Origin of the sequence: Rahnella inusitata (genome assembly GCF_003263515.1) — a bacterium.
Classification (GTDB): domain Bacteria; phylum Pseudomonadota; class Gammaproteobacteria; order Enterobacterales; family Enterobacteriaceae; genus Rahnella; species Rahnella inusitata.
In genome coordinates this window covers 65,509-91,345 of the sequence record NZ_JYDE01000020.1, presented here as the reverse complement: position 1 = coordinate 91,345, position 25,837 = coordinate 65,509, and the positions used below count along the sequence as shown (strand labels likewise).

At 54.1% G+C, this 25,837-nt stretch carries 20 protein-coding genes; 6 read left to right on the top strand and 14 right to left on the bottom strand.

The window, feature by feature from the left end; genetic code table 11:
- Window positions 1-231: 231 nt before the first annotated feature.
- Entirely contained in the window at window positions 232-876 is a 645-nt protein-coding gene (locus TU92_RS13260; protein WP_112167691.1) for an NADPH-dependent F420 reductase, read from the bottom strand.
- 105 nt (window positions 877-981) lie between these two features.
- Here TU92_RS13260 and TU92_RS13255 point away from each other — a divergent pair, with 105 nt between their 5' ends.
- Window positions 982-1,869 carry a LysR family transcriptional regulator gene (locus tag TU92_RS13255; RefSeq protein WP_112167690.1) on the top strand — a complete coding sequence of 296 codons (888 nt, stop codon included), beginning with the start codon at window positions 982-984 and terminating at the stop codon, window positions 1,867-1,869.
- Between the two features lie 183 nt (window positions 1,870-2,052).
- On the opposite strand, the gene TU92_RS13250 is transcribed toward TU92_RS13255, so the two are convergent.
- Window positions 2,053-4,383, bottom strand: a complete 2,331-nt coding sequence (locus TU92_RS13250) for a molybdopterin-dependent oxidoreductase (protein ID WP_112167689.1) — start codon at window positions 4,381-4,383, stop codon at window positions 2,053-2,055.
- Between the two features lie 542 nt (window positions 4,384-4,925).
- Between TU92_RS13250 and TU92_RS13240 the strand changes: the two genes are divergently transcribed.
- Window positions 4,926-6,074 (top strand): NupC/NupG family nucleoside CNT transporter, encoded by a 1,149-nt coding sequence (locus TU92_RS13240; RefSeq protein WP_279633908.1) that lies wholly within the window; start codon window positions 4,926-4,928, stop codon window positions 6,072-6,074.
- Between the two features lie 129 nt (window positions 6,075-6,203).
- Here TU92_RS13240 and TU92_RS13235 read toward each other — a convergent pair whose 3' ends face one another.
- Window positions 6,204-8,981, bottom strand: coding sequence for a flavocytochrome c (locus TU92_RS13235; protein ID WP_112167686.1), 2,778 nt, complete (start codon window positions 8,979-8,981; stop codon window positions 6,204-6,206).
- A gap of 570 nt (window positions 8,982-9,551) precedes the next feature.
- Here TU92_RS13235 and TU92_RS13230 point away from each other — a divergent pair.
- Window positions 9,552-11,063 carry an anion permease gene (locus TU92_RS13230; RefSeq protein WP_112167685.1) on the top strand — a complete coding sequence of 504 codons (1,512 nt, stop codon included), beginning with the start codon at window positions 9,552-9,554 and terminating at the stop codon, window positions 11,061-11,063.
- Between the two features lie 53 nt (window positions 11,064-11,116).
- Here the strand turns inward: TU92_RS13230 and TU92_RS13225 are convergent, their stop codons facing one another.
- The 6 genes from TU92_RS13225 to TU92_RS13200 form a co-directional block, all read right to left on the bottom strand.
- Complete coding sequence (locus TU92_RS13225) at window positions 11,117-13,183, bottom strand: FUSC family protein (protein ID WP_112167684.1); 2,067 nt, start codon at window positions 13,181-13,183, stop codon at window positions 11,117-11,119.
- A gap of 162 nt (window positions 13,184-13,345) precedes the next feature.
- A complete protein-coding gene (locus tag TU92_RS13220; protein WP_112167683.1) occupies window positions 13,346-14,623 on the bottom strand; it encodes a c-type cytochrome in 1,278 nt (425 codons plus the stop codon).
- A 6-nt stretch (window positions 14,624-14,629) separates the two neighbouring features.
- Window positions 14,630-16,399 carry a GMC family oxidoreductase gene (locus TU92_RS13215; protein ID WP_112167682.1) on the bottom strand — a complete coding sequence of 590 codons (1,770 nt, stop codon included), beginning with the start codon at window positions 16,397-16,399 and terminating at the stop codon, window positions 14,630-14,632.
- 44 nt (window positions 16,400-16,443) lie between these two features.
- Complete coding sequence (locus TU92_RS13210) at window positions 16,444-17,169, bottom strand: gluconate 2-dehydrogenase subunit 3 family protein (RefSeq protein WP_167457505.1); 726 nt, start codon at window positions 17,167-17,169, stop codon at window positions 16,444-16,446.
- Window positions 17,170-17,791: 622 nt separating this feature from the next.
- Window positions 17,792-18,814 carry a LacI family DNA-binding transcriptional regulator gene (locus TU92_RS13205; protein ID WP_244207793.1) on the bottom strand — a complete coding sequence of 341 codons (1,023 nt, stop codon included), beginning with the start codon at window positions 18,812-18,814 and terminating at the stop codon, window positions 17,792-17,794.
- Window positions 18,815-18,989: 175 nt separating this feature from the next.
- On the bottom strand, window positions 18,990-19,415 hold the full coding sequence (locus TU92_RS13200; RefSeq protein WP_112167680.1) for a CopD family protein: 426 nt from the start codon (window positions 19,413-19,415) through the stop codon (window positions 18,990-18,992).
- Window positions 19,416-19,616: 201 nt separating this feature from the next.
- On the opposite strand from TU92_RS13200, the gene TU92_RS13195 reads away from it, so the two are divergent.
- Window positions 19,617-20,210 carry a TetR/AcrR family transcriptional regulator gene (locus tag TU92_RS13195; RefSeq protein WP_112167679.1) on the top strand — a complete coding sequence of 198 codons (594 nt, stop codon included), beginning with the start codon at window positions 19,617-19,619 and terminating at the stop codon, window positions 20,208-20,210.
- Complete coding sequence (locus TU92_RS13190; RefSeq protein WP_244207794.1) at window positions 20,207-21,130, top strand: DMT family transporter; 924 nt, start codon at window positions 20,207-20,209, stop codon at window positions 21,128-21,130. Before TU92_RS13195 ends, TU92_RS13190 begins: the two co-directional genes overlap by 4 nt.
- On the opposite strand, the gene TU92_RS13185 is transcribed toward TU92_RS13190, so the two are convergent.
- Together TU92_RS13185 and TU92_RS13180 are read right to left on the bottom strand one after the other, a co-directional pair.
- Window positions 21,124-21,666, bottom strand: a complete 543-nt coding sequence (locus TU92_RS13185; protein WP_112167678.1) for a chorismate mutase — start codon at window positions 21,664-21,666, stop codon at window positions 21,124-21,126. The two genes, TU92_RS13190 and TU92_RS13185, sit on opposite strands and share 7 nt — an antisense overlap.
- Before the next feature lie 73 nt (window positions 21,667-21,739).
- A complete protein-coding gene (locus tag TU92_RS13180) occupies window positions 21,740-22,672 on the bottom strand; it encodes a DMT family transporter (protein WP_244207795.1) in 933 nt (310 codons plus the stop codon).
- Window positions 22,673-22,862: 190 nt separating this feature from the next.
- Here TU92_RS13180 and TU92_RS13175 point away from each other — a divergent pair, with 190 nt between their 5' ends.
- Entirely contained in the window at window positions 22,863-23,354 is a 492-nt protein-coding gene (locus TU92_RS13175; RefSeq protein WP_112167676.1) for an Lrp/AsnC family transcriptional regulator, read from the top strand.
- Between the two features lie 4 nt (window positions 23,355-23,358).
- Here TU92_RS13175 and TU92_RS13170 read toward each other — a convergent pair whose 3' ends face one another.
- The 3 genes from TU92_RS13170 to yahO all read right to left on the bottom strand — a co-directional run bounded on the left by TU92_RS13170 (window position 23,359) and on the right by yahO (window position 25,668).
- The gene (locus TU92_RS13170) at window positions 23,359-24,195 is read right to left on the bottom strand and encodes an AraC family transcriptional regulator (protein ID WP_112167675.1); all 837 of its coding nucleotides are present in this window, start codon (window positions 24,193-24,195) and stop codon (window positions 23,359-23,361) included.
- Between the two features lie 141 nt (window positions 24,196-24,336).
- Window positions 24,337-25,104, bottom strand: coding sequence for a phytanoyl-CoA dioxygenase family protein (locus tag TU92_RS13165; protein WP_112167674.1), 768 nt, complete (start codon window positions 25,102-25,104; stop codon window positions 24,337-24,339).
- A gap of 285 nt (window positions 25,105-25,389) precedes the next feature.
- Window positions 25,390-25,668, bottom strand: coding sequence for a DUF1471 family periplasmic protein YahO (gene yahO, locus TU92_RS13160; protein ID WP_112167673.1), 279 nt, complete (start codon window positions 25,666-25,668; stop codon window positions 25,390-25,392).
- Between the last annotated feature and the right edge of the window lie 169 nt (window positions 25,669-25,837).

Below are 25,837 nucleotides of genomic sequence, written 5' to 3'. Positions count from 1 at the left end.
TTCAGGCAGGAATAAAAAATCCACGTGAGAGCGTGGATTTTTTATTTAAGTCGATCTGAAAAAATAACAAATACGATTAATACATTATGAAGGGGTTCAGCTGTCTGATTGCTCACCGTTTCATCCTGTTATTTGGCATGACTTTCAAAAACATTACAGCTGAACCGCCCTTTGCCCTCAAAGATTTTATTGATTACTTAGCCATTATTAAGCAACAGGAAATGTGGCCAGCTAATTTGCCACGGGTGCAGGCCGACGCGCCTGCGCCAGAACCCCCTCCAGCTCCGCCTTCGTCATCCGCACGCAATAACTCGGCATTGCGCGCTGGAAGCGCCAGCCTTCAGACAGTGCGCCTGCATCCACCGCGTCAAAACCAAACGCATCGTAAAGACTGATGATGATCTGTTTGGTTGCCTTATCGTCACCGGCCAACGGCAATGCACGGCGTTCGGGGTCTCCGGCGGGCAGGCCGTCGGTTTCGAGATCGGTCATCTGAATAGCATTGAAGGCTTTGGTGATTTTCGACTGCGGCAGAAAACCGGCCAGATATTCGCTGGTCGTCGTCGTCTGCTGATCGAGTTCCGCCACCTGCCCGTCGCGTTCAGGATAATAATTGACGGCGTCGATGACTCCTTTTCCGGCAAGTTCCGCAACAGGCAGTTGCCCGATGGCGGTCAGAGGGACGGCGATAACCACAATCTCGCCAAATATGGCAGCCTCCGTGGCGGTGCCGGTCTCACAGCCAATCATTGGCTTCAGGCTGAACAGCGTCTGCGGCCCGCGGGAATTACTCAACATGACCTGATGTCCGGCCTTGATCGCCTGTTTTGCCACCGCTCGTCCTACAAATCCAGCACCGATGATGCCTATTTTCATGATTCTCACCTTTCAATTGTCTGTCAGAAGGTTAAGAATAATTCGACACCCTGCGTTGATAAATACTCGCCATCAGCACAGACAAACAACAAAAAGGAGCGAATCGTGGATCGTCTCACCAGCATGAACGTTTTCGTCAGAGCCGCCGAACTGGGATCCTTCGCGGCGGCGGCAGAGGCGTTACGCATATCCCCGCAGATGGTCGCCAAACATATCGCCCGGCTGGAATCGCGGCTGGGCACAGCGCTGCTGAACCGCACCACCCGCCGCCAGCATCTGACGGACATCGGCAGCAGCTACTATGAACGCTGTAAAATCGTGCTTGCCGAGGCTGAGGCGGCCGATGCCATCGCGCTGGAGATGAAAGCCACGCCATCAGGCATTATTCGCGTCAATGCGCCGGTGACCTTTGGTGCATCCATGCTGGCGCCGTTCATTACACAATATCTGGATAACTATCCCGGCACGCAGGTAGAGCTGACGCTGAGCGATCGCATGGTCGATCCTGTGGAGGAAGGCTATGAAGTGATCCTTCGCATCGGTGAACTGCACGACGGCCCGCTGATTGCATATCCGCTTCGGCCATACCGGCTGATTGCCTGCGCCTCGCCGGAGTATCTTGCGCAGAATGGCACGCCGGTTACACCCGCCTGTCTGGCGCAGCATTCCTGTCTGGTTTATGGGATCTGGTCACCACAGTCGCCCTGCCGCTGGCTGTTCACTAAGGAGGGAAAAACCCAGGAAGTGCGCCCTGAAGGCCGTTTTCGGGCGAATGACTGGCGGGCGCTGTTGCACGCAGCCATCAGAGGTTATGGCGTGACGCAGGGGCCGGAAGACGTATTGCGGGAAGAAATCAACGCCGGGCGTTTGGTGCAAATACTGCCTGATTACACGTGTCCTTCGCGACCGATGCACGTGCTCACGGCGGCGGGTTTACGGCAGACAGTGAAAATTCGCAGCTTTATCAAAGCCGTGACTGAGACTTTTGGCTAACCTCATGAAACGCGGACTGTGTCCGGTGCCTTGGATTCACGCGCCTATCCTGTTCACATATATCCATCATTAAGGGGCTGGAAATGAAGACTGCGGTGAAGGCGTGGGAACTGAAGGGCTGACCTGCTGTATGAGCAAACTCCTCTGGCATCGCGCAAAGAAACGCCAGAGGAGGCAGGTTTTCTAATTGTTCTGCGGACCCTCACCGGCATTCACAAACGCCGGTGGCTGGAAAGCGGTGACGTCGGGAAGCGGCGCATCCCAGCGTTCAATGTCTATCCAGCAACTTTGCGCGCTGCACCCCTGACCCAACCGCGAGCTGCCGCGATCTTCAGTCAGTACGTTCGGGTTACCGTGTTTATCCAGAGAATCCGGCAGTGCCGGATCCTGCGGGTCATACCATGCACCCGTCGACATCTGCACCACCCCCGGACGCAGGTCTTCACTCAGATGCACACCTGCAAGAATCGCCCCGCGATCGTTAAACACCCTCACGATGCTGCCTTCGGAGATCCCGCGCGGCGCGGCGTCCTGCGGATGCAGCCACAGCGGTTCGCGGCCTTGTATCTTTGTGCGACGGCTGACCGTACCCTGATCGTACTGACTGTGCAGCCGCGTACGGGGCTGGCTGGAAAGCAGATGCAACGGCCAGCGCGTGCTGATCTCCTGCTGTGCCTTGGCCTCAGGTTCGTACCAGAAAGGATGTCCCGGACATTCTTCATAATCAAAGTCGGCCACGGTCTGCGAGAACAGCTCAATTTTGCCGGACGGCGTTGTCAGAGGCGAACCCACCGGGTCATCACGGAACGATTTAAGGAAGATTTGCGGCGCATCCGGTCGCGCATATTCCAGCTTGCCCTGCTGCCAGAAATCATCAAAATCAGGCAGTTCGATGCCGTCGGCCTGCGCCCGCGGAGTAGAAATCTCATAGATATGGCGCAGCCAGGCCATCGGATCGCGCCCTTCACTGAACGTCTCGCCAAAACCCAGCTTCTGCGCCAGCCCGCAGAAAATCGCAAAGTCGCTCTGCGCCTCATCCACCGGCGCAATATGCTGACGCATCGCAATCATAAAACCGTCATTGCTGGAACTGCCAATGTCATCGCGCTCAAGTGACGTTGTCACCGGCAGCACGATGTCGGCGAATTTGGCCTGCGCGGTCCAGTATTGTTCGTGAACTACCACGGTGTCGGGTTTACGCCATGCCTGCGTCAGCCGGTTTAAATCCTGATGATGGTGAAACGCATTGCCGCCCGCCCAGTAGACCAGCCGGATATCGGGATAATGACAGTGACTGCCGTCGAACTGATAAGGCGCGCCCGGATTAAGCAACATGTCAGCCAGCCGCGCGACGGGGATCGGTTGTTTCACCGCATTTTGCCCCATCGGCAAACGCGGGCCGGAGAAGGTACGGCGGTCCGATCCCGCCAGATTGGTCGAGGCGTAGGCAAAACCGAGCCCGCCACCGGCAGTGCCGATTTGCCCCAGCAAAGCCGCCAGCGCCACCGTCGCCCAGAACGTCTGTTCACCCTGCCTTGCGCGCTGCAATGACCAGGCAATGTTGATCATGGTGCGTTTTTGCGACATCTCACGGGCAAGCTCCCGGATCTCCTCCGCGCCTACGCCGGTCAGCGGTTCGGCCCACTCCGGCGTTTTTGGCCTGCCGTCGTTCTGCCCGGTCAGATAATCACGGAACGTTTCAAACCCTTCGGTGTGGCTGGCCACGAAATCTGCGTCATAGCGGGACTCGTCAATCAGCACATAGCTCAACGCCAGCAACAGCGCGGTATCGCTGCCCGGCTTGAGGGATAACCATTCGGCGGATTGTACTCCCGAAAGATCGTTCTTCACCGGGCTGACGTTGATGAAGCGAGTGCCGGTCTGCTCCATTTTTTGCAGCCAGTATTTCAGGGAATGATCGTTCGCGCCGCCGCCGTTGACCTGCGCATTGCGCAGCGGCAGCCCGCCAAAGGCGACAAACAGCTCGCACTTCTCCGCCAGTACTGACCAGTGGGTGTGTTGCTTTTGCAGAACATCGAGGTCGCCGATAATGTGCGGTAGTAACCGCTCAGCGGCGGCCAGACTGTAAGTGTTGGTGCTGCCGCTGTAGCCGCCGAACTGATTAAAGAAACGGTGCAGCTGGCTCTGCGCGTGGTGAAAACGTCCGGCACTCGACCAGCCGTAGGAACCGGCATAAAACGCGGCATTGCCGTGGGTGTCTTTCACCCGTTTCAGCTCCCCGGCGACCAGCGACAAGGCGGTGTCCCAGCTCACTTCTACAAAAGGCTCTTTGCCGCGACCTTCGCGCGACGCGCTGCCGTGCTGTAAATATCCCAACCGCACAGCGGGACGGCGAACGCGGCTGCTGCCATCCACGGCACCGACCAGTGACTGGCCGATTTCAGACGGATTGCGATCCCATTCCACTGGCGCCACGGCGGTTAACGCGCCGTCTTCGGTGGTGACGCGGTACGTTCCCCAATGCATAACGGCTAAATCGTGATTTTTTTTCATTTTTGACAGATTTTCATTATTGGCAGGTTTTGATTTATGAGCAGGTCAATATAAGACAAAAAATCACCCTAGCACAGCCGGATCCCCTGCCGCTATGCCATCGGTGTTATTTCTATTTTTATCATACAGTTATCAATTATACGCATGAGGCAACATGGCGCCTGATGAATATCCAAAACCGCTTTGATGCGGATCTCAGCGTTAACAAAATGTCCTTGTGTAAACATATTTTCCGCGAGGGTTTTGCGAAGGTTGCAGGTGATACCGGACACAGTAATGCATTCAGAAATGCACTGCATAATATAATTCCGTTCACCAAATCAGTGCGAACTAATAAAATTCTCACCACTTCGGTGCGTTATTTAAAATAGCCGACTCTGATTGTTTCTTTTTTGAACGCAATCGATTACCTGTGCGCAACGCAATGAAAAAAGCAGATGAGTTTTGTGAGGTTGCTGTTATAGTTCGCGCTTAAAACACCACTCACATCATTTGGATCCTCCATGACGTCAAATATATTGCATTTTTTACTTAGCCTTATAATGATATTCGGCATTGGCTGGTTGATTAGCTACAACAAACGCGGCGTTAAACTGCGCTACGTCGTGCAAATTTTGGTGATCGAAATCGTACTGGCCTGGGTTCTGCTTTACAGCCAGGCAGGCGTCTACCTGATCTCCGGCCTCTCCGGCGTGTTCACCAATCTGATGAGCTACGCACGCGTCGGTACAGACTTCGTGTTTGGTGGTCTGGTAAATGATAACCAGTTCAGTTTCTTCTTATTCGTATTATGTCCAATCATCTTTATTTCTGCGCTGATTGGTATTCTCCAGCACCTGCGTATTTTGCCATTAATGATTAAAGGGATCGGTTATCTCTTATCTAAAATTAACGGAATGCCGCGACTGGAATCCTTTAATGCCGTGAGTTCTTTATTGGTCGGGCAATCTGAAAACTTTATCGCGATTAAAGATATTGTTCCGCACTTGAATGAACGCCGCATGTATACATTATCCGCAACCGCAATCTCCACCGTTTCCATGTCGATTGTGGGTTCTTACATGACCCTGCTGGAACCGCGTTATGTGATGCTCTCGCTTATTCTGAATATGCTTTCTACCTTTGCCGTATTGCAGGTGGTAAACCCGTATTCCGACGAAGCGGATAATGAAATGCCTAAGCTTACTGTACCGAAACACAGCTTCGTAGAAATGCTGGGTGAGTACATCATGGCCGGTTTCAAAATGGCGATGATCGTGGCGGCGATGCTGGTCGGCTTCAACGCCCTGCTGGCGATGATCAATGCCATCTTCATGGGCGGTTTTGGTAAAAGCTTCCAGGACATCATCGGCTACCTGTTCTACCCGATCGCCTGGTTAACCGGCATCGTGAGCCATGATTCCCTGACCGCAGGCAGCATCATGGGCACCAAAATCGTCGCCAACGAATTCGTGGCGATGTTGCAGATGAAAGACCTGATCGCACACCTCGAGCCGCGCACCGTGGCAATCCTGTCCGTCTTCCTGGTGTCTTTTGCCAACATTTCTACCGTCGGGATTATTGCCGGTGCGGTAAAAAGTATCGAAGAAGTTCAGGGCAACATGGTCGCCCGTGCTGCGTTCCGCCTGCTGGTCGGCGCAACGCTGGTCAGCCTGCTTTCTGCTTCGATCGTCGGTCTGGTTTACCGTTAATCCTCAGCCGTTAGCGTTCTGAATGACTGAAAACGTCCGCCCACCGTGGCGGACGTTTTTGTTTGTGCGGCAGCAAAAAAAATCCACGCCGGCGCGTGGATTTTTATTTCAATCTGAAGTCTTAAGACCTCAGCGTTTAGCCAGTGCTGCCGCGTTACGTCCTGCCAGAATACCAAAGATGATGATATCGGCCACGGCGTTACCGCCGATGCGGTTAGCACCGTGGATGCCGCCCGCCACTTCACCTGCCGCCCATGCACCGGTGATCGGCTGTTTCTGCGCATCCAGCACGGCGGTGTCGGTATTAATCACCACGCCACCCATGGTGTGGTGCACGCCCGGCGCGATACGGATGGCGAAGAATGGCCCCTTATTGAGCGGGTGACGCAGCGCCGTCGTACGACCGAAATCTTCGTCTTTCTTCTCCACCACAAACAGGTTATAGCGCTCCAGCGTCTCGGTCAGCGCGACCGGGTTCATGTTCAGCTTCACCGCCAGCTCTTCCGGCGTCGGGGCGCTGAGCACAAATCCTTTGGCGATATACTCATCCGCCGCTTTGTTGTTGGCACGAACCTGCTCATCGAAAATCACCCACGCGCTTTTCTCCGGCAGCGCGATGATCTCTGCGGAGACTTTGTCGCGGGTCTCCATCTCGTTGTAGAAACGCTTGCCCGCCTGACTCACCAGAATTGCCCCGCCGCCGCGAATGGACTCTGAAATCAGATAGGAGGTCGTCTGCTCAACGGTCGGGTGGATTTGGATCTCGCCCATATCGACAGTATCCGCGCCGATTTTTTGCAGCATGGCGATACCGCTGCCGGTCGCGCCCTTGTGGTTGGTCGTGACAAAACCGTCCAGCTCAGGGCGATATTTCACCACCATCTCGCGATTAGCACTGAAACCGCCGGTAGCGACGATGACACTTTTAGCATTCAGAATGCGGCTGTCGTTGTACTCATCGACCACTTTGACGCCGGTCACTGCGCCATTCTCATACAAAATCTCAGCGACGGAAGTTTCGAGCAGCACTTCGATATCGCGTTTGTTGACGTTTTTCACCAGGCCGCTGATCAGGAAGCCGCCCACTGCCGACCGGTCTTCCGGGCGATGCGTGCGGTCGATGCTCATGCCGCCAGTGATGGTGATGTCGTTCAGCTCAATCTCTTTCGCCGCCAGCCATTCGATGGCCTCAGGGGCCAGTTCAACAAACTCGCGCAGCAGTTCCGGGTTGTTTTTGAACTTGCCGCCTTTCAATGTTTCTTCGTAGAAAAGCTCTTTACTGTCTTCGATACCTTTGATTTTCTGGAAACGGGTTTCGGCCGCGTTCATCCCTACCGAGGCTTTAATGGTATTGCCGCCAATGGTCGGCATTTTCTCGATGATGACGACGTGAGCGCCTTCGTCATGCGCCTGAATTGCCGCTGCCAGCCCTGCACCGCCGCTGCCGACGATCACCACATCGTAATTTTGCGGTGCCTGCGGATTACCGCCTTCTTCGATGACGTGCTCTTTGCTCGAGGTGGTCAGCGCGCGTGACACCGCTTTCTTGAGCGCCTCACTCTGCGTGGTCGCGCCGGTGATGGCATCAACGTGCGGGCTGTTGGCGACCAGAATACGCGAACGCAGCTGTTCGAAGGTGGTGGTGAAATCGACGTCGAGCGTGTCGTCCTTCACCAGAGAAATATCAGTGATACGGTCAGTATCGAGCGTCACGCTGATTTTCAGTTTCAGCGCTTCGGCTTCGACTTTCTCCTGATACACCCCGGCTTTGTATTTACGGCCAGTGGTGCTGGTGTCGCGGATCATGGCGTCAACCAGTGAGAAGCGCCACAGCGGCTCCGGAATATTCAGTTCTTCGCGTTTGTTGCTGTCGATGAACAGTTCCAGATGGTCGTTATTAATGATGCGATCGGCCCAGTCCGGATAGGCGATGCACGCTTTACCCACAGCCACCAGATCAAAGCCGTACTCCAGCGCTTTCTCGGCATCGGCTTTATTGACCACGCCACCCACGCCGATCACCGGTACTTTCGCCAGGGTTTCAGAACGCATCGCGCGGAATTTAGTGATAAGCGGCGTCGGGTCAGTCGTATCGACAATAGAAGGACGCAGCAGCTGCCCGACGGAGAAATGCACGTAGTCCAGCCCGCGCGCGGCGAGTTTTTCCAGCAAGTACATGGTGTCATCAAAGCGAATGCCGGGAACTTCCAGCTCTTCCGGCGAGAAACGGTAACCGATAATGAAATGGTCGTCGGCAAAGCGATCCGCCATTTTGTGGGTGATCTCGAGAACTTCCATCGGGAAAGTTGTGCGCTTCTCGCGGTCGCCGCCCCATTTGTCGGTGCGCTGGTTAGAGTTTGGCGAGTAGAACTGCTGAATAAGGTAAGTGTTTGCGCCGTGAATTTCCACGCCATCAAATCCGGCTTTAATCGCACGGTTCACTGCGTCACCAAATTTGGTGATCATCACCTCGACTTCTTCGCCGCTCAGCTCTTTCGGCGTGGTCGCGCCTTCACGCGGTGCCGCCAGCGCACTTGGCGCCACCGGCGTTCTGCCGCCAATCAGTTCCGGCTCGACCATGCGGCCGCCGTGATAGATCTGCAAAACCGCTTTCGAGCCTTTGGATTTAATGGCATCAGCGATTTTTTTCAGGCCGGGGATTTTGTTGTCACTGTCGATAGCAATCGCACCGGGAAAGGCCGGGCCCATGCGGTCAATGAAGCAACACTCAACGATGATTGTGCCGATGCTGCCAGCGCGGTCGCGGTAATATTCCACCAGTTCACTGGTCACCGTGCCGTCATAAAAGCCGGTACAGGTGGTCATCGGTGCCATCAGCAGGCGGTTTTTCAGCACCGCGCCGTTGGGCAAGGTAAGTGGATTAAGAACCGGGGTGAGCTTATTCATTGTAATCGACTCCAAAATGTAAACGCTTTGATTTTTTTCGTGGGCGAATGACTTACCGCTAAATTAAGTTATCCGGTGCAGGTGATAAATTTAAATTGCTTTCTTTAATAGAAGAGACAGTGTCGTTATAAACATCTGATGGACAGGAGTTGTTTAATTACTCAGCATTGACGCAAATATCCCTCCAATTGTTAACCATGAGTTGACAAAAATCAACTTTTGATTAACATGGGAATTCCTCCGAACAAAATCAGCAGGTTATGCCCTCAATTTGGCTTTTGCAGAAATTTACTCTACATTTCATAAAGCAGGAATTTTGGTCAAAAATATAACCACACACAAAGTAGTGTTAATGCCTTAAATGGGAATGAGACCGGGGAAGGATAATATCCGCCGTGGTATACCTCCTTATCTTTTAGTAATACGTCAGCCTATTCACGAGATAAATTAATCTATTTCAGATGTCATCGTGAAATATCTACCGCAGCAGTTTAAAACATAAAGTTCCAGATAACGTCAACATAAAGATCCGGGCGTAAGGCTCACTTTTAATAACGGGCAGAAAAAACTATGAAACCCACATCCGCTTTGAATGATCCCGCGAAGGCCGCTCCTGCCTCTGCGGGGCTAAAGAAACGTTTGATCATGCTGTTCCTTCCGGTGCTGGTGGCGGTGATTTTGCTGCTGACACCGGTGCCGTCGGGGTTGAATCCTTATGCGTGGCACTTCTTTGCCATCTTCGTCGGGGTGATTGTCGGTCTGATTTTCGAGCCGTTACCGGGTGCGGTGATCGGCCTGACCGGCGTGGTGGTCATCGCCCTGTTCAGCCAATGGCTGCTGTTCAGCCCGGCTGAAGTCGCCGACCCGAAATTTAAAATGGCCGGTGAGGCGTTTAAATGGGCGGTCAGCGGATTTGGTAACTCAACGGTGTGGCTCATTTTCGGCGCATTTATGTTTGCCGCCGGATATGACAAAACACAGTTTGGCCGCCGTCTGGCACTGATTCTGGTGAAATACCTTGGTCGTCGTAGTCTGACGCTCGGCTACGCCATCACTTTCGCCGATCTGCTGCTCGCGCCCTTCACGCCTTCCAACACGGCACGAAGCGGCGGGACTATCTATCCGATTATCGCCAACCTGCCGCCGCTGTATGGCTCCAAGCCTAACGACCCAAGCGCACGTAAAATCGGTTCCTATCTGATGTGGGTGGCGATCACCGCAGCCTGTATCACCAGCTCGATGTTCCTCTCGGCGCTGGCACCGAACCTGCTTGCACTGGCGCTGGTTAAAAGCATCACCGGTTTTGAAATCTCGTGGGGCATGTGGTTCCTCGCCTTCCTGCCGCTTGGCGTCCTGCTGATCCTCACCATGCCGTTGCTGGCTTATTGGTTCTATCCGCCGGAAGTGAAGATTAACGATGAAGTGCCGCGCTGGGCCAAAAGTGAGCTGGAAAAACTGGGCAAACTGTCGCGCAACGAAATCCTGCTGCTGATCTTCGTTTGTTCAGCGCTGCTTATGTGGATTTTTGCCGCCGCCTGGATTGAACCGGCGCTGGCCGCGTTGCTGGTAGTGGTTCTGATGCTGTGGACCGGCGTGCTGAACTGGAACGACATTATCAGCAACAAACCGGCCTGGAACACCTTCGCATGGTTTGCGACGCTGGTTGCACTGGCAGACGGTCTGGCACGCGTTGGCTTTATCGCCTGGCTGGGTAAAGAAGGCGGGCAGTTGCTCGACGGTTTCGACCCGCAAGTCGCGGCAGTGATGTTGCTGATTGCCTTCTTCCTGCTGCACTACCTGTTCGCCAGTACCACCGCACACACCACCGCCCTGTTACCGGCGATGCTGACTATCGCGGCGGCCATCCCGGGCATCAACATGCCGGTTTACTGCCTGATGATGGTGACTTCGCTGGGCGTAATGGGGATCATCACCCCGTACGGTACCGGCCCGAGCCCGATTTACTACGGCAGCGGTTACCTGCCAACCAAAGACTACTGGCGTCTGGGCACCATCTTCGGTGCCATCTTCCTCGGCGGCATGATGCTTATCGCCTACCCGTGGATGGTCATGATGTTCTGATCGGCAACACAACCTGTCAGAAACGAAAATCCACGCAAAAGCGTGGATTTTTTTTATGCAGCGCTTACGCCCACATCCCCCGCAGGCCATCTCTGTGTCGGATATAGCGCCATGCGGATATTAAAGAGATGGAATAGTGGCGCGAACAATTGGATATCGGCGCAGCAGAGTTTTTCCAGTTCGATAAGCGACCGGTTTAACTCGTTTAATAATGTTTGCGGCGGGCCGACATAAATATTCTTCAGCCGTGACTTCAGGTAGGTATTAATTTCATACATCAGACCGTCGGCCTCGAAGGTGTGGCTGCGCAAAATATCCTGATGGCGGGCATAGAAATCGTAGCAATTCACACCAAGCCAGATCTCAGTAATTAAGTTGCCACCCAGCGCGACGTTGGGAATAGGATCGATTTTATTTCGCGGCAGAATAATATTCACTTTATCCAGCATGCTGGCGACATATTGCTGGCGCGACAGCAGCGAAGACGCATTGATTTTAATCTCGTTGGTGAATTGCAGCAGTTCTTTGATGCCCTTACGCAGCGCGCGTTTGGCAGTCCACGACGGACGTTTATTGCGAATTAACGCGGTGGTCAGCAGCGCAATCACAATGCCGACAAGCGTCGAAATCGACGCATTCACGATAACCAGCAGGTCAGGTTTAAAATCATGGCTCATGCCGATAAAACCGGGGATCTGCGTGGCAATAATCAGCCCGATAAAGTTGGTGGAAGGTCTGGCAATCACCAGCCCTAACGCCAGCAAACCGGGCGCGAGGCAGATGACCAGCGCTTCAAAAGTCTCCGCCATCGGGATAAACACCGCGGCGTAGATAAAGCTGATAACGATGGCAATCAGCACGCCTTTTAAGAAGACGTGGATCGAAGCAATCGGGCTGTCGAGAGAGGCGAAGAACGAACAGATGACCGCCGCCATCATCGGTGCGGATGCGCCGTCGCGCCAGCCGGTACCAATCCAGAAGATGCAGCCGACCATGGTCGCGACAAAGGCGCTGAAGGCGGAAAGCAGGATCATCCCTTCATCTTTATGACGCCTGAACAGCTTAAGCTTGCCAGCTTTTTTGTCATTACCCACCTGACTGACTCTTTCACTCACCCCGAAATAAGATTCCGCGATCTGAATGAAATTCTGTAAACGTTCCAGCAGGCCGATGAGCAACAACCCTTCTTCAGCACTCATCTCACCGCGGTTATACAGCGTCTTGATGCGCTCCTGCGAGACGCGGATTTCCGCCTGAATTGCCTGCGCATTGCCGCTCTGCTCCGGGCTGTTGAGCCACAGCAAAAACTGACTGAAGGTCTCTGACACAAAATCCGGGAACGCGATGCCCTGTTCGGCCAGCAGGCTGAGGCGTTTTTCGATGGCGGTCAGCGTCGGGATCAGATACGACAGATGCTGATACTGCGCCGACACCAGACGGATCAGTCTGCGCGCCGAATCCCCTTCAAACACGCAGTGGGTGATCAATGCTTCGACATTGACCGGATAATTCGCCATCTGCACCAGAATGTGTTCGCGCTCCGGGGACGGTTCTTTCGCTTCGACGGTCAGCAACTCGTTGCAGAGTTTTTTTGCGCTGCCGTACCAGTTGCTGACGCTGTTCTCCAGCAGATTGCGCATCTTGACCGGGAACACCAGCATGTGGATCAGCGTACTGCACAAAATGGCGACGGTGATTTCTTCCACGCGGGAAATCACCGTGTAGGTGATCGACAGCGGCGTATCGACATCCGCAAACCCCATGATTGCTGCGCTGTATCCGGCCAGCATAAACACATAGCCTTTCGGCGTGCGGTCGTGCAAGGAAAGATACAGGCAGAACGCCACCCAAAGCGACACGCTGAGGCTGAACAATATGGGATCAGTGACGGTAAACGGATAGACCAGGAAGATAAACAGCCCGCCCAGCACGGTGCCGAGAAAGCGGTATGTCGCTTTAGAAAGCGTAGACGCGGAATAGAGCTGTGAGATGACATACACCGAGACCATCGACCACGCCGGTTTATCGAGATTGAGCTCCAGCGCGATATATAAAGCTAAAAATGCCGCAATACAGGTTTTAACAGAGAACAAGACAGCATTTTTGGTTAACCATTTCATCGTGAAATCAACAGCTCAGCGGGTGTTAAAACCCTATTTTAGTCTGTGCCGGACAGACTGCATTGTGCCAGAGTGTAACAAAGCACCCATCATCAAAAACCTGAGAAAACGGCCTCCTTTTTGGGGAGGCCGTTTCACACTACATCACCGACATGATGAGCATCAGTGCGCCAGTGTTTTGCGCACTTCGCTCACGTCTTTGGCCGACACCGCCGGAGCGTTGTTGCTCCAGCCCTGACGGATGAAGGTCGCGAGCTGCGCGGCCTCTTCATCGGACAGCCGCGCGGCAAAGCCCGGCATGACCAGCGTCGACGGCGCACGCGCCGTGGAAGGCTGCTGCGCACCGGCGAGGATCGTATGGATAAGCCCGGTAGGATCCTGCGCATTAACAATCGTCGCCTGATCCAGTTGCGGGAACACGCCCGGTGCGCCCTTGCCGGTCACAAAGTGGCAGGCACCGCAGTTATCTAAATACAGACGCTCGCCTTCGCTGAGGTTCTTCGCTGCCGTCAGTTTGGCTTCGGTTGCGCTGGCCTTCTGCGTATCCGCTGCCGGTACCGGCGGATTGCCGCCGAGGAACTTCAGGTAGGCTGCGATAGCATTGAGATCGTCATCGGTCATGTGCGCCGTACTGTTCTCGACCACTGACGTCATTTCACCGCCGACCGCCGCTTTGTCGTTGCGCCCTTTACCAAGATAATCGACGATTTCCTGCTGATTCCAGTGCGCCACGCCGCGCAGCGACGGGACATCCCAGTTATTCAGGCTGCCGCCCCCGAGGAAATCGGAGTCGCTGCTGTCGAGCGCTTTTTCGTTCATCCCAAAGCCGCGCGGCGTGTGGCAACTGCCGCAGTGCCCAAGGCTTTCCACCAGATACGCGCCACGGTTGACCTGCGCCGTTGCCCCGCCAATCGGCTGGAAAGGTTTATCGGAAGCGAACGCCCAGTTCCAGAACCGCATACCCCAGCGCTGGCTGAACGGGAAGCTCAGATCCGTTTCCGGCGGCTGTTCGGTACTCGCTTTCACGCCCTGCATAAAGTAAACGTAAAGCGCGTGCATATCCTGATCGTTGATTTTGGCGTAATCAGGATACGGCATCGCCGGGTACAGACGTGTGCCATCGGGCAGAACGCCTTTACGCACCGCGTCGGAGAACTGCTGTTCGGTATAGTTGCCAATTCCGTGGTTTTTATCCGGCGTGATATTGGTCGAATAAATGGTGCCGAGATTCGAGTTAATGGCCAGCCCGCCGGAGAACGCCGGTTTTCCGGCAACGGTATGACAGGCACCGCAGTCGCCCAGACGCGCGACATATTCGCCCTGTTTAATCAAAGCCGCGTTGTCAGGGGACGTCGTTTCAGCTTGTGCATTGGCCATCAAACCGGCACCCAGCAGCAAGACGTTTGCGATAAATAAACGCTTAAGTTTCATTGAGTTCATCTCCGCTTATGCCTGCACCAGTGGGCCGGGGTTTTTCAGATACTGATCTTTAATCGCCTGCGCCGCCATCAGGGTGATCGCGCCGATGGTATCCGTCGGGTTAGCCTGGAAGTTTTGCGGGAACGCGTTGCCGCCTGGCACAAACACGTTATGCACATCCCAGCTTTGCAGGAACTTGTTCAGCGCAGAGGTTTTCGGGTTATCGCCCATCACCGCGCCGCCGACGTTGTGCGTCGAGACGTATTTGGTCAGGTCAAAGTGCGCATCCATCGGCAAGAAGCTTTCGCTGTAGCTGTCCGGGTTCAGCTCTTTGGTGATATTGCTCACGATGCCCTTCAGATACTGTTGCAGCTTCAGCTCGTTCTGTTTCCAGTCGAAGGTCATGCGCAGCAGCGGATAGCCATACTCATCTTTGTAGTTCGGATCGAGATCGAGATAGATATCGCGATAAGACTGGCAGGTGGTGGTGATACTGATCTTCATCGAATGGCCGTACCACTCTTCCATGCCCTCTTTCCAGCCGGTACCCCACGCAGGCGTACCTTTTGGCAGCGACGTGCTGATTGGCGTGCCGGTCGCCTGAGAACTGTGAATTTTCGCGCCGCCGATAAAGCCGAGTGATGCTCCGTCGAAGTTGCCCGGTGAAATGTCGTTGAACATCTGGCCGGTCGCGCCCGCGGTGGCGAACGGGTTGAAGTTTTTATCTTTGAAGAACAGCGTGGAGCCGCCGTTGCTCAGGAACGCGTAGTTACGGCCCACCACACCTTCTTCGGTGATCGGGTTGTAAGGCTTGCCGATGCCGGACAGCAGCATCAGGCGTACGTTGCAGAACTGGAAGCTGCTCAGCACCACGATTTTTGCCGGCTGGAAGCATTCATTGCCCTGCGCATCAATGTAGATCACGCCTTTGGCGGTTTTCTTGTCATCATGCAGCTCGACTTTCATCACGTTGGCATGGACTTCGTAGGAGAAGTTATCCATGCGCTTCAGCGCGTCCATCACGGCGGTCTGCGGCGAGGCTTTCGAGTAGTTCAGGCACGGGTATTTACTGCAATACCCGCAGTAGTTACAGGGTGCTATCTGGTTGCCGTACGGATTGGTCCATGCACGGGAGACACAGGCCGACGGGTTCGGGAACGGGTGATAGCCCATCTTTTTGGTGACTTCGGCGAACATGCTGCTGTTGAGGGTATCTTCCAGCGCAGGCAATGGATAAGGCTCGGAGCGCGGCCCTTCAAACGGATCGCCGCCTTCCATAATCTGTCCGCGCAGGTTACCGGTTTTGCCGGACTGCCCGCAGATGTGCTCAAATTTGGTGTAATACGGCTCGATTTCATCCCAGGTGAACGGGAAATCCATGATCCGCATGTCTTCCTGCAAAATGCCCGGCTTATAAGCTTCGTCCGCATAGGTTTTAAGTTTTAAATCGGTCGGCGTCGGGCGGATTAACACCGCGGTCCAGTGCAGACCGGAACCGCCGACGCCCGTACCCGGCGCAAACGCGCCCCATTTACGGGTCGGCAGCGCGGTTTCGCTCATGTTATACCGCACGGTCACCGCAGCCTGCGCCGGAGTGGCCATCACTTTGTTACGCACGGCGTAGGCGTATTCATCCGCCGGTTTCGGGTAAGCAAATTCTTCATAGCCACGATCGCCGCCGCGTTCCAGCGCACGCACGGTCAGCCCGGCCATTGCCAGTTCGATGCTCATCAGCGAGCCCGCCCAGCCGAGGCCGACGACGACGACGTCGACTTCAGGTTTTGTTATTTGTGCCATCTTTAATCCTGTCATTCATCAGAAAAGGTAATAAGACGCGGCCCTCAGGCACGCGCGCCTTGCAGGCTCACAGGCCCCAGCGGATAAGGCACGTTATGCTGTTTCACCCATTCGGTGAAACTGGCGCGCGCGCCGGGGAACCCGATGGCAATCCACGCTTTCATCCCTTTGTTACCGCCGTAGATCGGGTCGGCGAGGTAACCATGTTTGGTGTCTGAAAGCAGTTCACCGAAAAATTGCGAGGCAACGAGACTCTCTTCGCCCAGATCGGCAAAGTGGATATCGTTTTTCTGCAATTGCGTCAGAACCTGGTCTTTGTCCTGTTCGGCGAGTTCATGGAAGGCTTTCTGATGATGTTGCTGGCACCAGCTGTTCGCCAGGCGAATACCGGTTTTGTAGATTTGCTGCGGCCGGAAGGGGATCTGATAGCCCATGGTGGCAGGCGCATGCACGTTGAACGGCCCCTGCATATAGATTTCTTCACCGAAATCGCCATGCATTTGCTGATCGATAAAGATAGGCACATTGGTTTCCAGCGCACCTGGCGCTTTGCCTTTGCCCCCGGCGGGGATCAGGCGATCGGCGGCGGCCATAATAAACTGCCATTCCTCTGCGCTGAAAAAGACGGGTTTATAATCGAGTAAATCCGGGGCAGCCATTTCAGCCGCTTCTGCTGCTGACAGCCCTTTCATCATGATGGTCGCGACGGGCAATGCCATCAGCGACCCAAGTAAGAACTTGCGACGGGTTGTTTTCTTTTGAAGGAGCATAGAATGACGACTCTCACATGCCTGATGTTAAGTTTGGGTTGGATATTATTGTTATTTAGGTACAAATTTATAATATCACTGCAACATCAAAAATAAACGTTTATTTCCATAACGTTTATGCGGTGACAATAATAGGGGATCGTCTGATCGATAAATTACCCATATAAAACAATTAGTTAAATAACAAAATTGATTACAGAATATTTATATTTAATAGCATTGATTATCAAAAATTCCTTCTGAAATCTTAATCACTCACCTCGATAAATATAATTTCACGACGGAATGTTTTGTTATTTGTTGATGATATTGTTAGCTAACATTTTCTAACATTCAGAGTGAATGAGATTATTAAGTGAAATTAGAGAGGAAATTCTTAAATATAATTGTTTGAGTAAATTTCGGTTTCTCAATCACGGTGAACACCGGGTCTTTCGCGCCGAAACCGAGCTTTTTTACTTATCCCCCTGCGAAGAGGAGAGTTGGGGTGGGGTATTAACGTCAAATCCACACGTTAAATTGTGCTCTGACAACTTTATCGCCAGCAATACCCCCTCCCAGCCTCCCCCCTGGCAGGGGGAGGAGCAAAGCAGTACCCGGTTTTGCGTGGCACCCCCTCCCCTTACGCCGATTCCCTAATTACCAACGAATACCCTATATCCACTACCGGTTCGCCCACCGCCTTTCCCTCGATCTTATCCGCCAGCATCCCCGCCGCGCGGATACCTATGCCCCATTTATCCACGCTCACCGTGGTGATCGCCGGGCGGTTATGCGCCGCAAAGTTCAGGTCAGCAAATCCCATGACCGACACATCCTGCGGTACCCGCAGCCCCTGTGCTTCCGCTTCCATGATAACGCCCTGCGCCAGCGTGTCGGAACTGCAAATGATCGCGTCGAAACGTTTGTCCCCCGCCATCATCTGCCGCAGCGCGCTACGCCCGACTTCCATATTCGCCGGACGCGACACCATCAGCTCTTCGATCTCATGCTCCGGACGCCCGCGTAATACGGCGATCGCACCATTTTTTCTTACCACCGCGCGGCGGTCTGATGCGCAGATAAAACCAAAGCGGGTGAAACCTTTGTCGAGGAAATATTCTCCGACAGCGTTGCCGACTTTTTCGTGTGAAAAACCGATCAGCATGTCGACAGGCGTGGGAGTCAAATCCCAGATTTCGACCACAGGAATATTGGCGTTAAGGATGATTCTTTTCAGTTCAGAAGTGTGATGAATACCGGTCAGCACGATGCCGTCCGGGCGGCGCGAGAGCAGCGTGGCGACAATATCTGTCTCATCTTCAGGCTCATAGCCGACGATGCACAACAGCATGTGATAACCGCGCAGCGCCAGCGCATCGCCGATCGCCTGCACGGTATCGACGAACATATTGTTGTTAATCTGTGGCACCACCACCGCGATAAGCTTGGTGCGACGGGTCGCGAGGCCTCCGGCCAGCATGTTGGGGATGTACCCGGTTATCTTCACCGCGTCCATTACGCGGGCGATGGTCGCCGGTCGCACCACTTTCGGGTTGTTCAGCGCCCGGCTCACCGTCATCGGTGAAAGCCCGGCTTCTTTGGCCACATCTTCAAGCGTGGCGGAACGGAGTCGGTTATTTTCTATTTTAGTATTGTTATTCAAAGCATTGCCCACTGGTTTCGGGTGTCAAATTGTAATGTTTGCGCAATCATTGTGAGTTTCTCACAGGCCCGCCATCAGGTTAAGCTGAAAATGTTTAGTGATTGTTACGAAATTGATGCGAAAAAAATCCACGACTGAGCGTGGATTTTTGTTTTATAGAAATCGGATGCGTGATTTAGAACGGTCTAATCACCGCCAGCACCACAATCACCACCACGGCGGCGACAATAATTCCGGAAGCTTTGCGCAAAATGGCGAAATCCCTGGTTGGCTGGCCGGTTGCGCGGCGGCGAAGTTCGCCGGACAGCATCCCGTGAATGGCGGAAAGCAACACCACGACGACCATTTTGATCAACAGCCACGCGTGCGGGAATTTGCCATAGCTGACAATCATCCAAATCCCGGCAATCCACAACAGGAGCATCGCCGGGCTGGTGACGCAGCGATTCCATTTGCGGACATAATCGAGCAACGCCGCACGGCTGGCGTCATTCGCAGCGGATTTCCCGCTGACCGCAAAAACCATTGCCATCCCCATCATCCCGCCAATCCACAACACCCCGGCAATAACGTGTAAGGCATTCAGCCACTCATGAAGCATGATTTACTCCTTCTCAAAGTTAACGACATTTTGCTCTGCCAGACAGCGTCAACCCGCTGTCCCGAAACGGCTTTTAGCGGATTATGGCGCTTTCCCACAGTAAAGGCACGGTTAACCCACCTCTCCGTCCTCTTTCATCCTTTTTTAATAGTAGGTAGACTGGTCTACCTACTTGCTGATTTGCACAGGAAAAACACCGCCATGTCATTACCTGAATCACCGGCCCAAAGCGCACGCGATCGTCTGCTCGGCGCGGCCAGCGTGCTGTTTTATAACGATGGCATCGCCGGAACGGGCATCGATGCCATTGTGAAAAAAGCCGGCGTGGCCAAGAAAAGCCTCTATAACAATTTTGAATCGAAAGCCGAACTGGTGGCGACATATCTTGAGATCCGTCACGACGAATGGCTCGCGCTGTATGCCCGCCGTGTGCAACAGGCCTCGACGCCCAAAGAAGGTGTGATGGCGGTATTTCTGGCCTACGAAGATCACGCTGAATTTGCCTATGAGCGCGGTTTTCGCGGGTGCGGATTGCTCAACGCTGCGGCGGAGCTGCCAGCCGGTGCGCCGGGCAGAGTCGCGGTGCGCGGGCATAAAGAACAGGTCGAATCGATCCTGACAACTCACCTTCTGACCATGATGGACGGTCACGAAGCAAAGGCGCAGCGAATGGCACGTCACTTTTCCTTCCTGCTAGAAGGGGCGATGTCCCGCGCCGGGCTGGAAGGCAACGGCGAATGCGTCCGGCAGGCGAAGGCGATGGCCGCCGGGATGATGGAGGCGTTCGAAGGATGAATCAGCGAGACCGCATGTCAGGCACAGGCGGCGTATTGATCGCCGCATTATTGTGGGGAACCACGGGTACGGCAGCGACGTTTGCGCCAGAGGTCAGCCCGGTTGCCATCGGCGCGGTGGCAATGGGCGTCGGCGGGTTGTTACAGGCGCTGATCGCATTACGGGGCATTATCAGAAGCCGCGTCAGCCTGCGCCAGAACGGCGGCATGTTGCTGACCGGGGCGCTGGCGGTGGGCATTTATCCGCTGGCGTTTTACGCCTCCATGCATCTTGCGGGCGTGACGGTCGGCACGGTCATATCCATCGGATCCGCCCCGCTGCTTTCAGCACTCATCGAATATTGTCTCGACGGACAACGGCTCACACGTCGCTGGATGACCGGCGCGGCGGTGGGTGTCATCGGAATGGTGCTGTTGTGCGTGGCGGAAAGCGCCAACCACGCGTCAACCGCGCAGCAATCGGACGTCATTATCGGCATCGCCCTCGGCCTGCTCGCCGGACTGACCTACGCCCTCTATTCCTGGGCGGCACGTCATCTCATGCAGCGCGGCATTCCCTCCCGCACGGCGATGGGCGCCACCTTCGGGCTCGGCGGGATCTTGCTGATGCCGGTGCTGTTTGCCACCGGCGCGCCATTGCTGGCATCAATGACGAACGCCGCCGTCGGCATTTACATGGCGCTGATCCCGATGTTTATCGGCTATGTCTGTTACGGCTACGGGCTGGCGCGCATTCCCGCCAGTCTCGCCACCACCCTTACCCTGCTGGAACCAGCCGTCGCAGCGTTGCTCGCTGTGATGATCGTCGGTGAAAGGTTGCCGGTGATGGGCTGGATCGGCATCGGGCTGATTTTGGGATGCCTGATCGTAATTACTGCACCGGCGAAGCGCGCGCACACGGTCACCGCAAGAACTTACTGACCGGGTAATTTCGGTTTAATCAGCGCCAGTGAATCGACCAGGCGCTGCTTGTCAGCCCCGCTCAGCTGCGGCGCGTTAAGCAGGCTCAATAACTGCGCCCGCTCACCGTCGCTGAATCCACCGGACTTTAACTGCTCACTGATAGTTTTGAGAATGACGTTATCGTATTGAGAAATCCGCGCTCTGACGTCTTCAAGATTTGCCGGTTTCCAGTCCGGTTCAGGGCGGGAAAGCCAGTCGGCCAGATAACGGTACTGAATGGCTTTCGCCGCATCCATCTGCGCCTGAATAAACGGTGCGACGGACTGAGGATCCACCCCCGCCTCGCCTGCCTCTGCCTGCGCGGCGGCCAGTACCTTCTGCTCGCGAACCAAATCCTCAACCGGTAAGTGATGTGCGGATTTGTAACCCGCCACATCTTTCATCACCTGCATTCGCTGATTCATCGCCGAGGCCAGAGATGTCGCCGGATCCGGGCTGGCAAATGCCGAACTGACCATACAAAACAAAGAAACTAACAATACCAATTGATGCATTTGTCACTCCGAGATAACGCTGGGGAAAAAGGCAGCATAAACAGGTAATAATACCGGAACGTGACAATATGATTTAAATGTTTTCTCCTGCCACGATGGTTTTACCGCTGACCTTATCGCGTCCTGCCCTGCGCTTCGGGGATTTCATCGTCACAATCAAAATGCCTGACGAAATAATTAACAACCCTGCCGCCAGCGTTAGCGTCAGATGTTCACCGAGGAACACCACCGACATCAGCAGGCCGATGACCGGCACACCGAGCATCGCGGTGGACATGCTGGTACTCGACAGCCACATGCTGGCGGCGTTCACCGCCACAAAACAAAACGCGGTAGCGAACGGCCCCATGAATAACAGCGTTTCGATCAACGACGCCGACCCGTCGCCGTCATACGGCCCTTCGACAACGCGCGCCATCACGATAAGCGGCACACTGGCCAGCAACATCTGCCACGGTGCCAGCTGGTAGGCGCTGCACACACCTTTGTGGTGACGCAGGTGCAAAATGCACATCGCCCAGGTGAACGATGCGGTCAGCAGCATCAGGTTAGCCAGCACCAGCGCATGATCGCTCCAGTTAAAGGTGAAGGGATTGAACAAAACCACGACGCCTGCACCGCCGAGCAGCGTGCCGGTCAGCTGGCGGCGTGACAGTTTTTCCCGGAAAAACAGCACGGCGATCGGCGTCACCCACAGCGGCGTGGTGTAAGCCAGCACCGCCGAGCGGCCCGCCGGGACTTCGGTCATCGCAATCGCGCCGAGCACGGTAAACGTCATCATCTGCAATAACCCGACGCTGACCACCAGCGGCCAGTCCTTGCGCGGCGGAAAGCGTAACTTACCGGTCAGCGCCTGAAGCGCGAACAGGCAAAGCCCGCCGGTGGCGAACCGCAGTGAAGAAAGCCAGATCGGCGAGACATGCGAAAGACCTGATTTCATCACCGGCCAGTTTGCGCCCCAGACGACAATCGCCCCAATCAGCAGCAAAATGCCCTTCAGTTTCACGCTTTTTTGATCCTGCGCCGACGCCGTCAAAGATTTCCCCTCAGTTCCCACAATCGTTTCTCCACTGCGAAATGTTATGTGGTAATTTTATCTGGATCTAACGGGGTAATTTCTCCTATTAGCGTAGTGTTAGCCTGTTTTATGAGTCACTTTATCTGCCGATTTAAATGTTTAAGGATAATTTACCCTGATGAAAAAACTCGACCGGACCGACGTCGCCATCCTTAACTCCATGCAGGAGAATTCGCGGATCACCAACGCTGATCTTGCGCGCTCCGTTAATCTCTCACCGACGCCGTGTTTCAACCGGGTGAAAGCCATGGAAGAGCTGGGCGTGATCCGCAAGCAGGTCACGCTGTTAGAGCCCGCGGTACTTGGCCTGCATGTGAACGTGTTCATTCAGGTCAGTCTGGAGAAACAGGTGGAGGATGCGCTGAGCGTGTTTGAAAAAGCGATCGGCGATCGCCCGGAAGTGATGGAATGTTATCTGATGACCGGCGATGCGGATTATCTTCTGCGGGTTTTAGTGCCGGATATCCGCGCACTGGAACATTTTATTTTGGACCACCTGACTAAGATCCGTGGCGTCTCTAATATTCGTTCCAGCTTTGCTCTCAAGCAGGTGCGCTACAAAACCGCATTGCCGTTGCCGTCGGAAGGAATAACGCTGAGCAAAAAATAGTGCGCTATGGCAGCTGACTCAGCCACTGGCTGCGGTACTGCGAAGGGGATCGCGCCGTACTTTTGCGAAACACACGACAGAAATAGTTGCTGTCGACAAATCCGCAGTGAGTCGCGACTTCTTTGATTTTCAGCTCATAGCCTTTGAGCAGCAGCTTCGCGCGCTCCAGGCGGACGTGATTGAGATATTCGCTGAAGCCAATATCGCCGGATTTTCTGAACAAGTGAGAGAGATAATTCGGCGTGATGTGAAATCGCTTCGCGACATTTTCACGCGTCAGCGGCAGTGACGCATTTTCATCGATGTACCTTTTCACCACCTCAAACAGAGCACCGCTGCGGGTCAGCACCTGTGCGCGGTTGGACAGCTGTTCCAGACAATGACTAAGCAACCCGGCCATTACGCAGCGAGCGGTTTGCTGATCTTCCGGGATTGAGACGACTTCATTCATCGCCTGAAGCAAAAATGACCCTACGCGCGGCCCAAGACGTGGCACGCTCTGTTTATCGGTGCCGGTGAACGCTTTGCCATCCCAGAATTGCAGGCTGAAACCGAGTTTTTCCTTGCTAAAAAGAATGCTCAACAATACCGCTGGCTTATCCCAGACGGTCAGATTCCACTTCCCGCCGGGAATATATATTGCATCGCCCTGCCTCAGCAGTCCTTTATCCGCCGTGACGTTGCGGTCATGCACTTCGCCTTCGACCACAAATTCTATTCGCGGAAAACTCACCACGCAGGCCAGCTCCGGCGGCGGTTGTGAGTTATCCGGAAACCGGATCACCAGTGACCCGCTGCCCGAAACCGAGCGGAAAAGTGTCTCTATCACGTCTGTCAGCATCGTGGCCTCCGGGGATTTCCGTTTACCATAACATACCCGTAACAACATCGATGTTATGCGGGATCCGGAGTCTGTGACCGCGCGCAAATTGCGAAAATAAAAAAGCCCGACCGTCAGGTCAGGCTTCATACGGAAGGGAATTCAGAGCACGTCGAGCAGCCATTTTTGCGCTGGCGTCAGGCGGCTGGCGGTTTCAGGCCTTAGCCATTTACGCTGGTCCTGCTGCTGCATATCCTCGCGGTCGATATACAAACTGTGCAGCACACGTCGGCGGGTCCCCGCATTGTTATTAGTGCCGCCGTGCCAGGCATGCGCGTTATAGATCATCACGCTGCCCGCCGGCGCTTCGAAAATCACCTCATCGGGATGCGGCAAACCGCAGTCGGCCAGCACGTCCTCCGGCAGCTCCGGGCGGTGATGCGTACCGGGAATAATGCGCGGCGCACCGTTGGCGGCGCTCAAATCGTCAATCGCGATAATGGCGTTCACCAGATGCACCTTAGGGAAATCCGGGCGCGGCTTTTTCCAGTCGGCATGAAGAGGCTGATGCCCGCCGTGGTGCAACGCTTCCCGGCCATTCAGGCTGGAAACTTTGAACGGCCCCTGAAAGATATGGCGACATACGGAAAGGATCAGCGGATGCGCCCATGCCTTTTCCCACACTGTTCCCTTGTTGATCATGTTTGCGATACGGGTCGCCGTGGCTTCCTGATGATGTTCCACCGCCAGATTATCGCCCTCTTTTTCCACCAGCGAATCAAACGCGGCGCGCATATCTTCCAGCCAGTCTTTATCGATAACATCATGAATAACCACGTAACCTTTAGTCTCCAGCTCATCAAGCTGTGCCGGTGACAACGTCTGATTTGCGCCCAGCGCGCTGAGATACTGTTCAGATGAAGTGTTCATTTATCGCCTCGTCAGTTAACGTTTCCGTAACATCAAAGTACGGGGAATATTGTAGGAATAAACGATGAAAATCCTACGGAGATCTGGAGAAATGTGGGATCAAAATGGGAATGTGATGAGTATCGTGCGGCGCACTGGCGATTGAATCAAAATAGGGGGTAGTGCTGACAACACCCAAGCGAGAAAAGCTGAAATGACGGGAGGTATTTGCAATAAAAATCCAAAAAAATAAAATGCCCACCGTTAAATGGGCATCTTGTCGAGCGTGAGTTCTGGAATAAAGAATTACTTTTTCTTATAAACGTCAGCGGTGCCGTGGATTTTATTATTGGTATTGCCGGAGGTTAATACGAAGACGTCGCCGCCTTCTTTATCGGCTTTTTTAGAGAGATCTTCGAGAGCACCAGATTGCGACGTTTTATTCGATGTGGTAATAGAACCCACTTTTGTATACTGAGATTCCACTTTTTCAAAATCAACTTTTTTCATCAGTTGAGCAGAAAATGCGCTGGTAGAGAGAAACGCCGTCAAAGCCACAGCCAGCAATGCATGATGTTTTTTCATTTAAGCCTCTGATTAAAATTTATCCAGTAAAAAAAACGAATATCGGCTAGCCCAACGCCTGTTAATAATAACCCTGTTAAGCAATAAACACGTCGATAAACAACGAGTTCAGGCTCCAACTAAGTAGTAGATGACGGAGTGGATAATTTCAAGGTAAAACTATAAATTT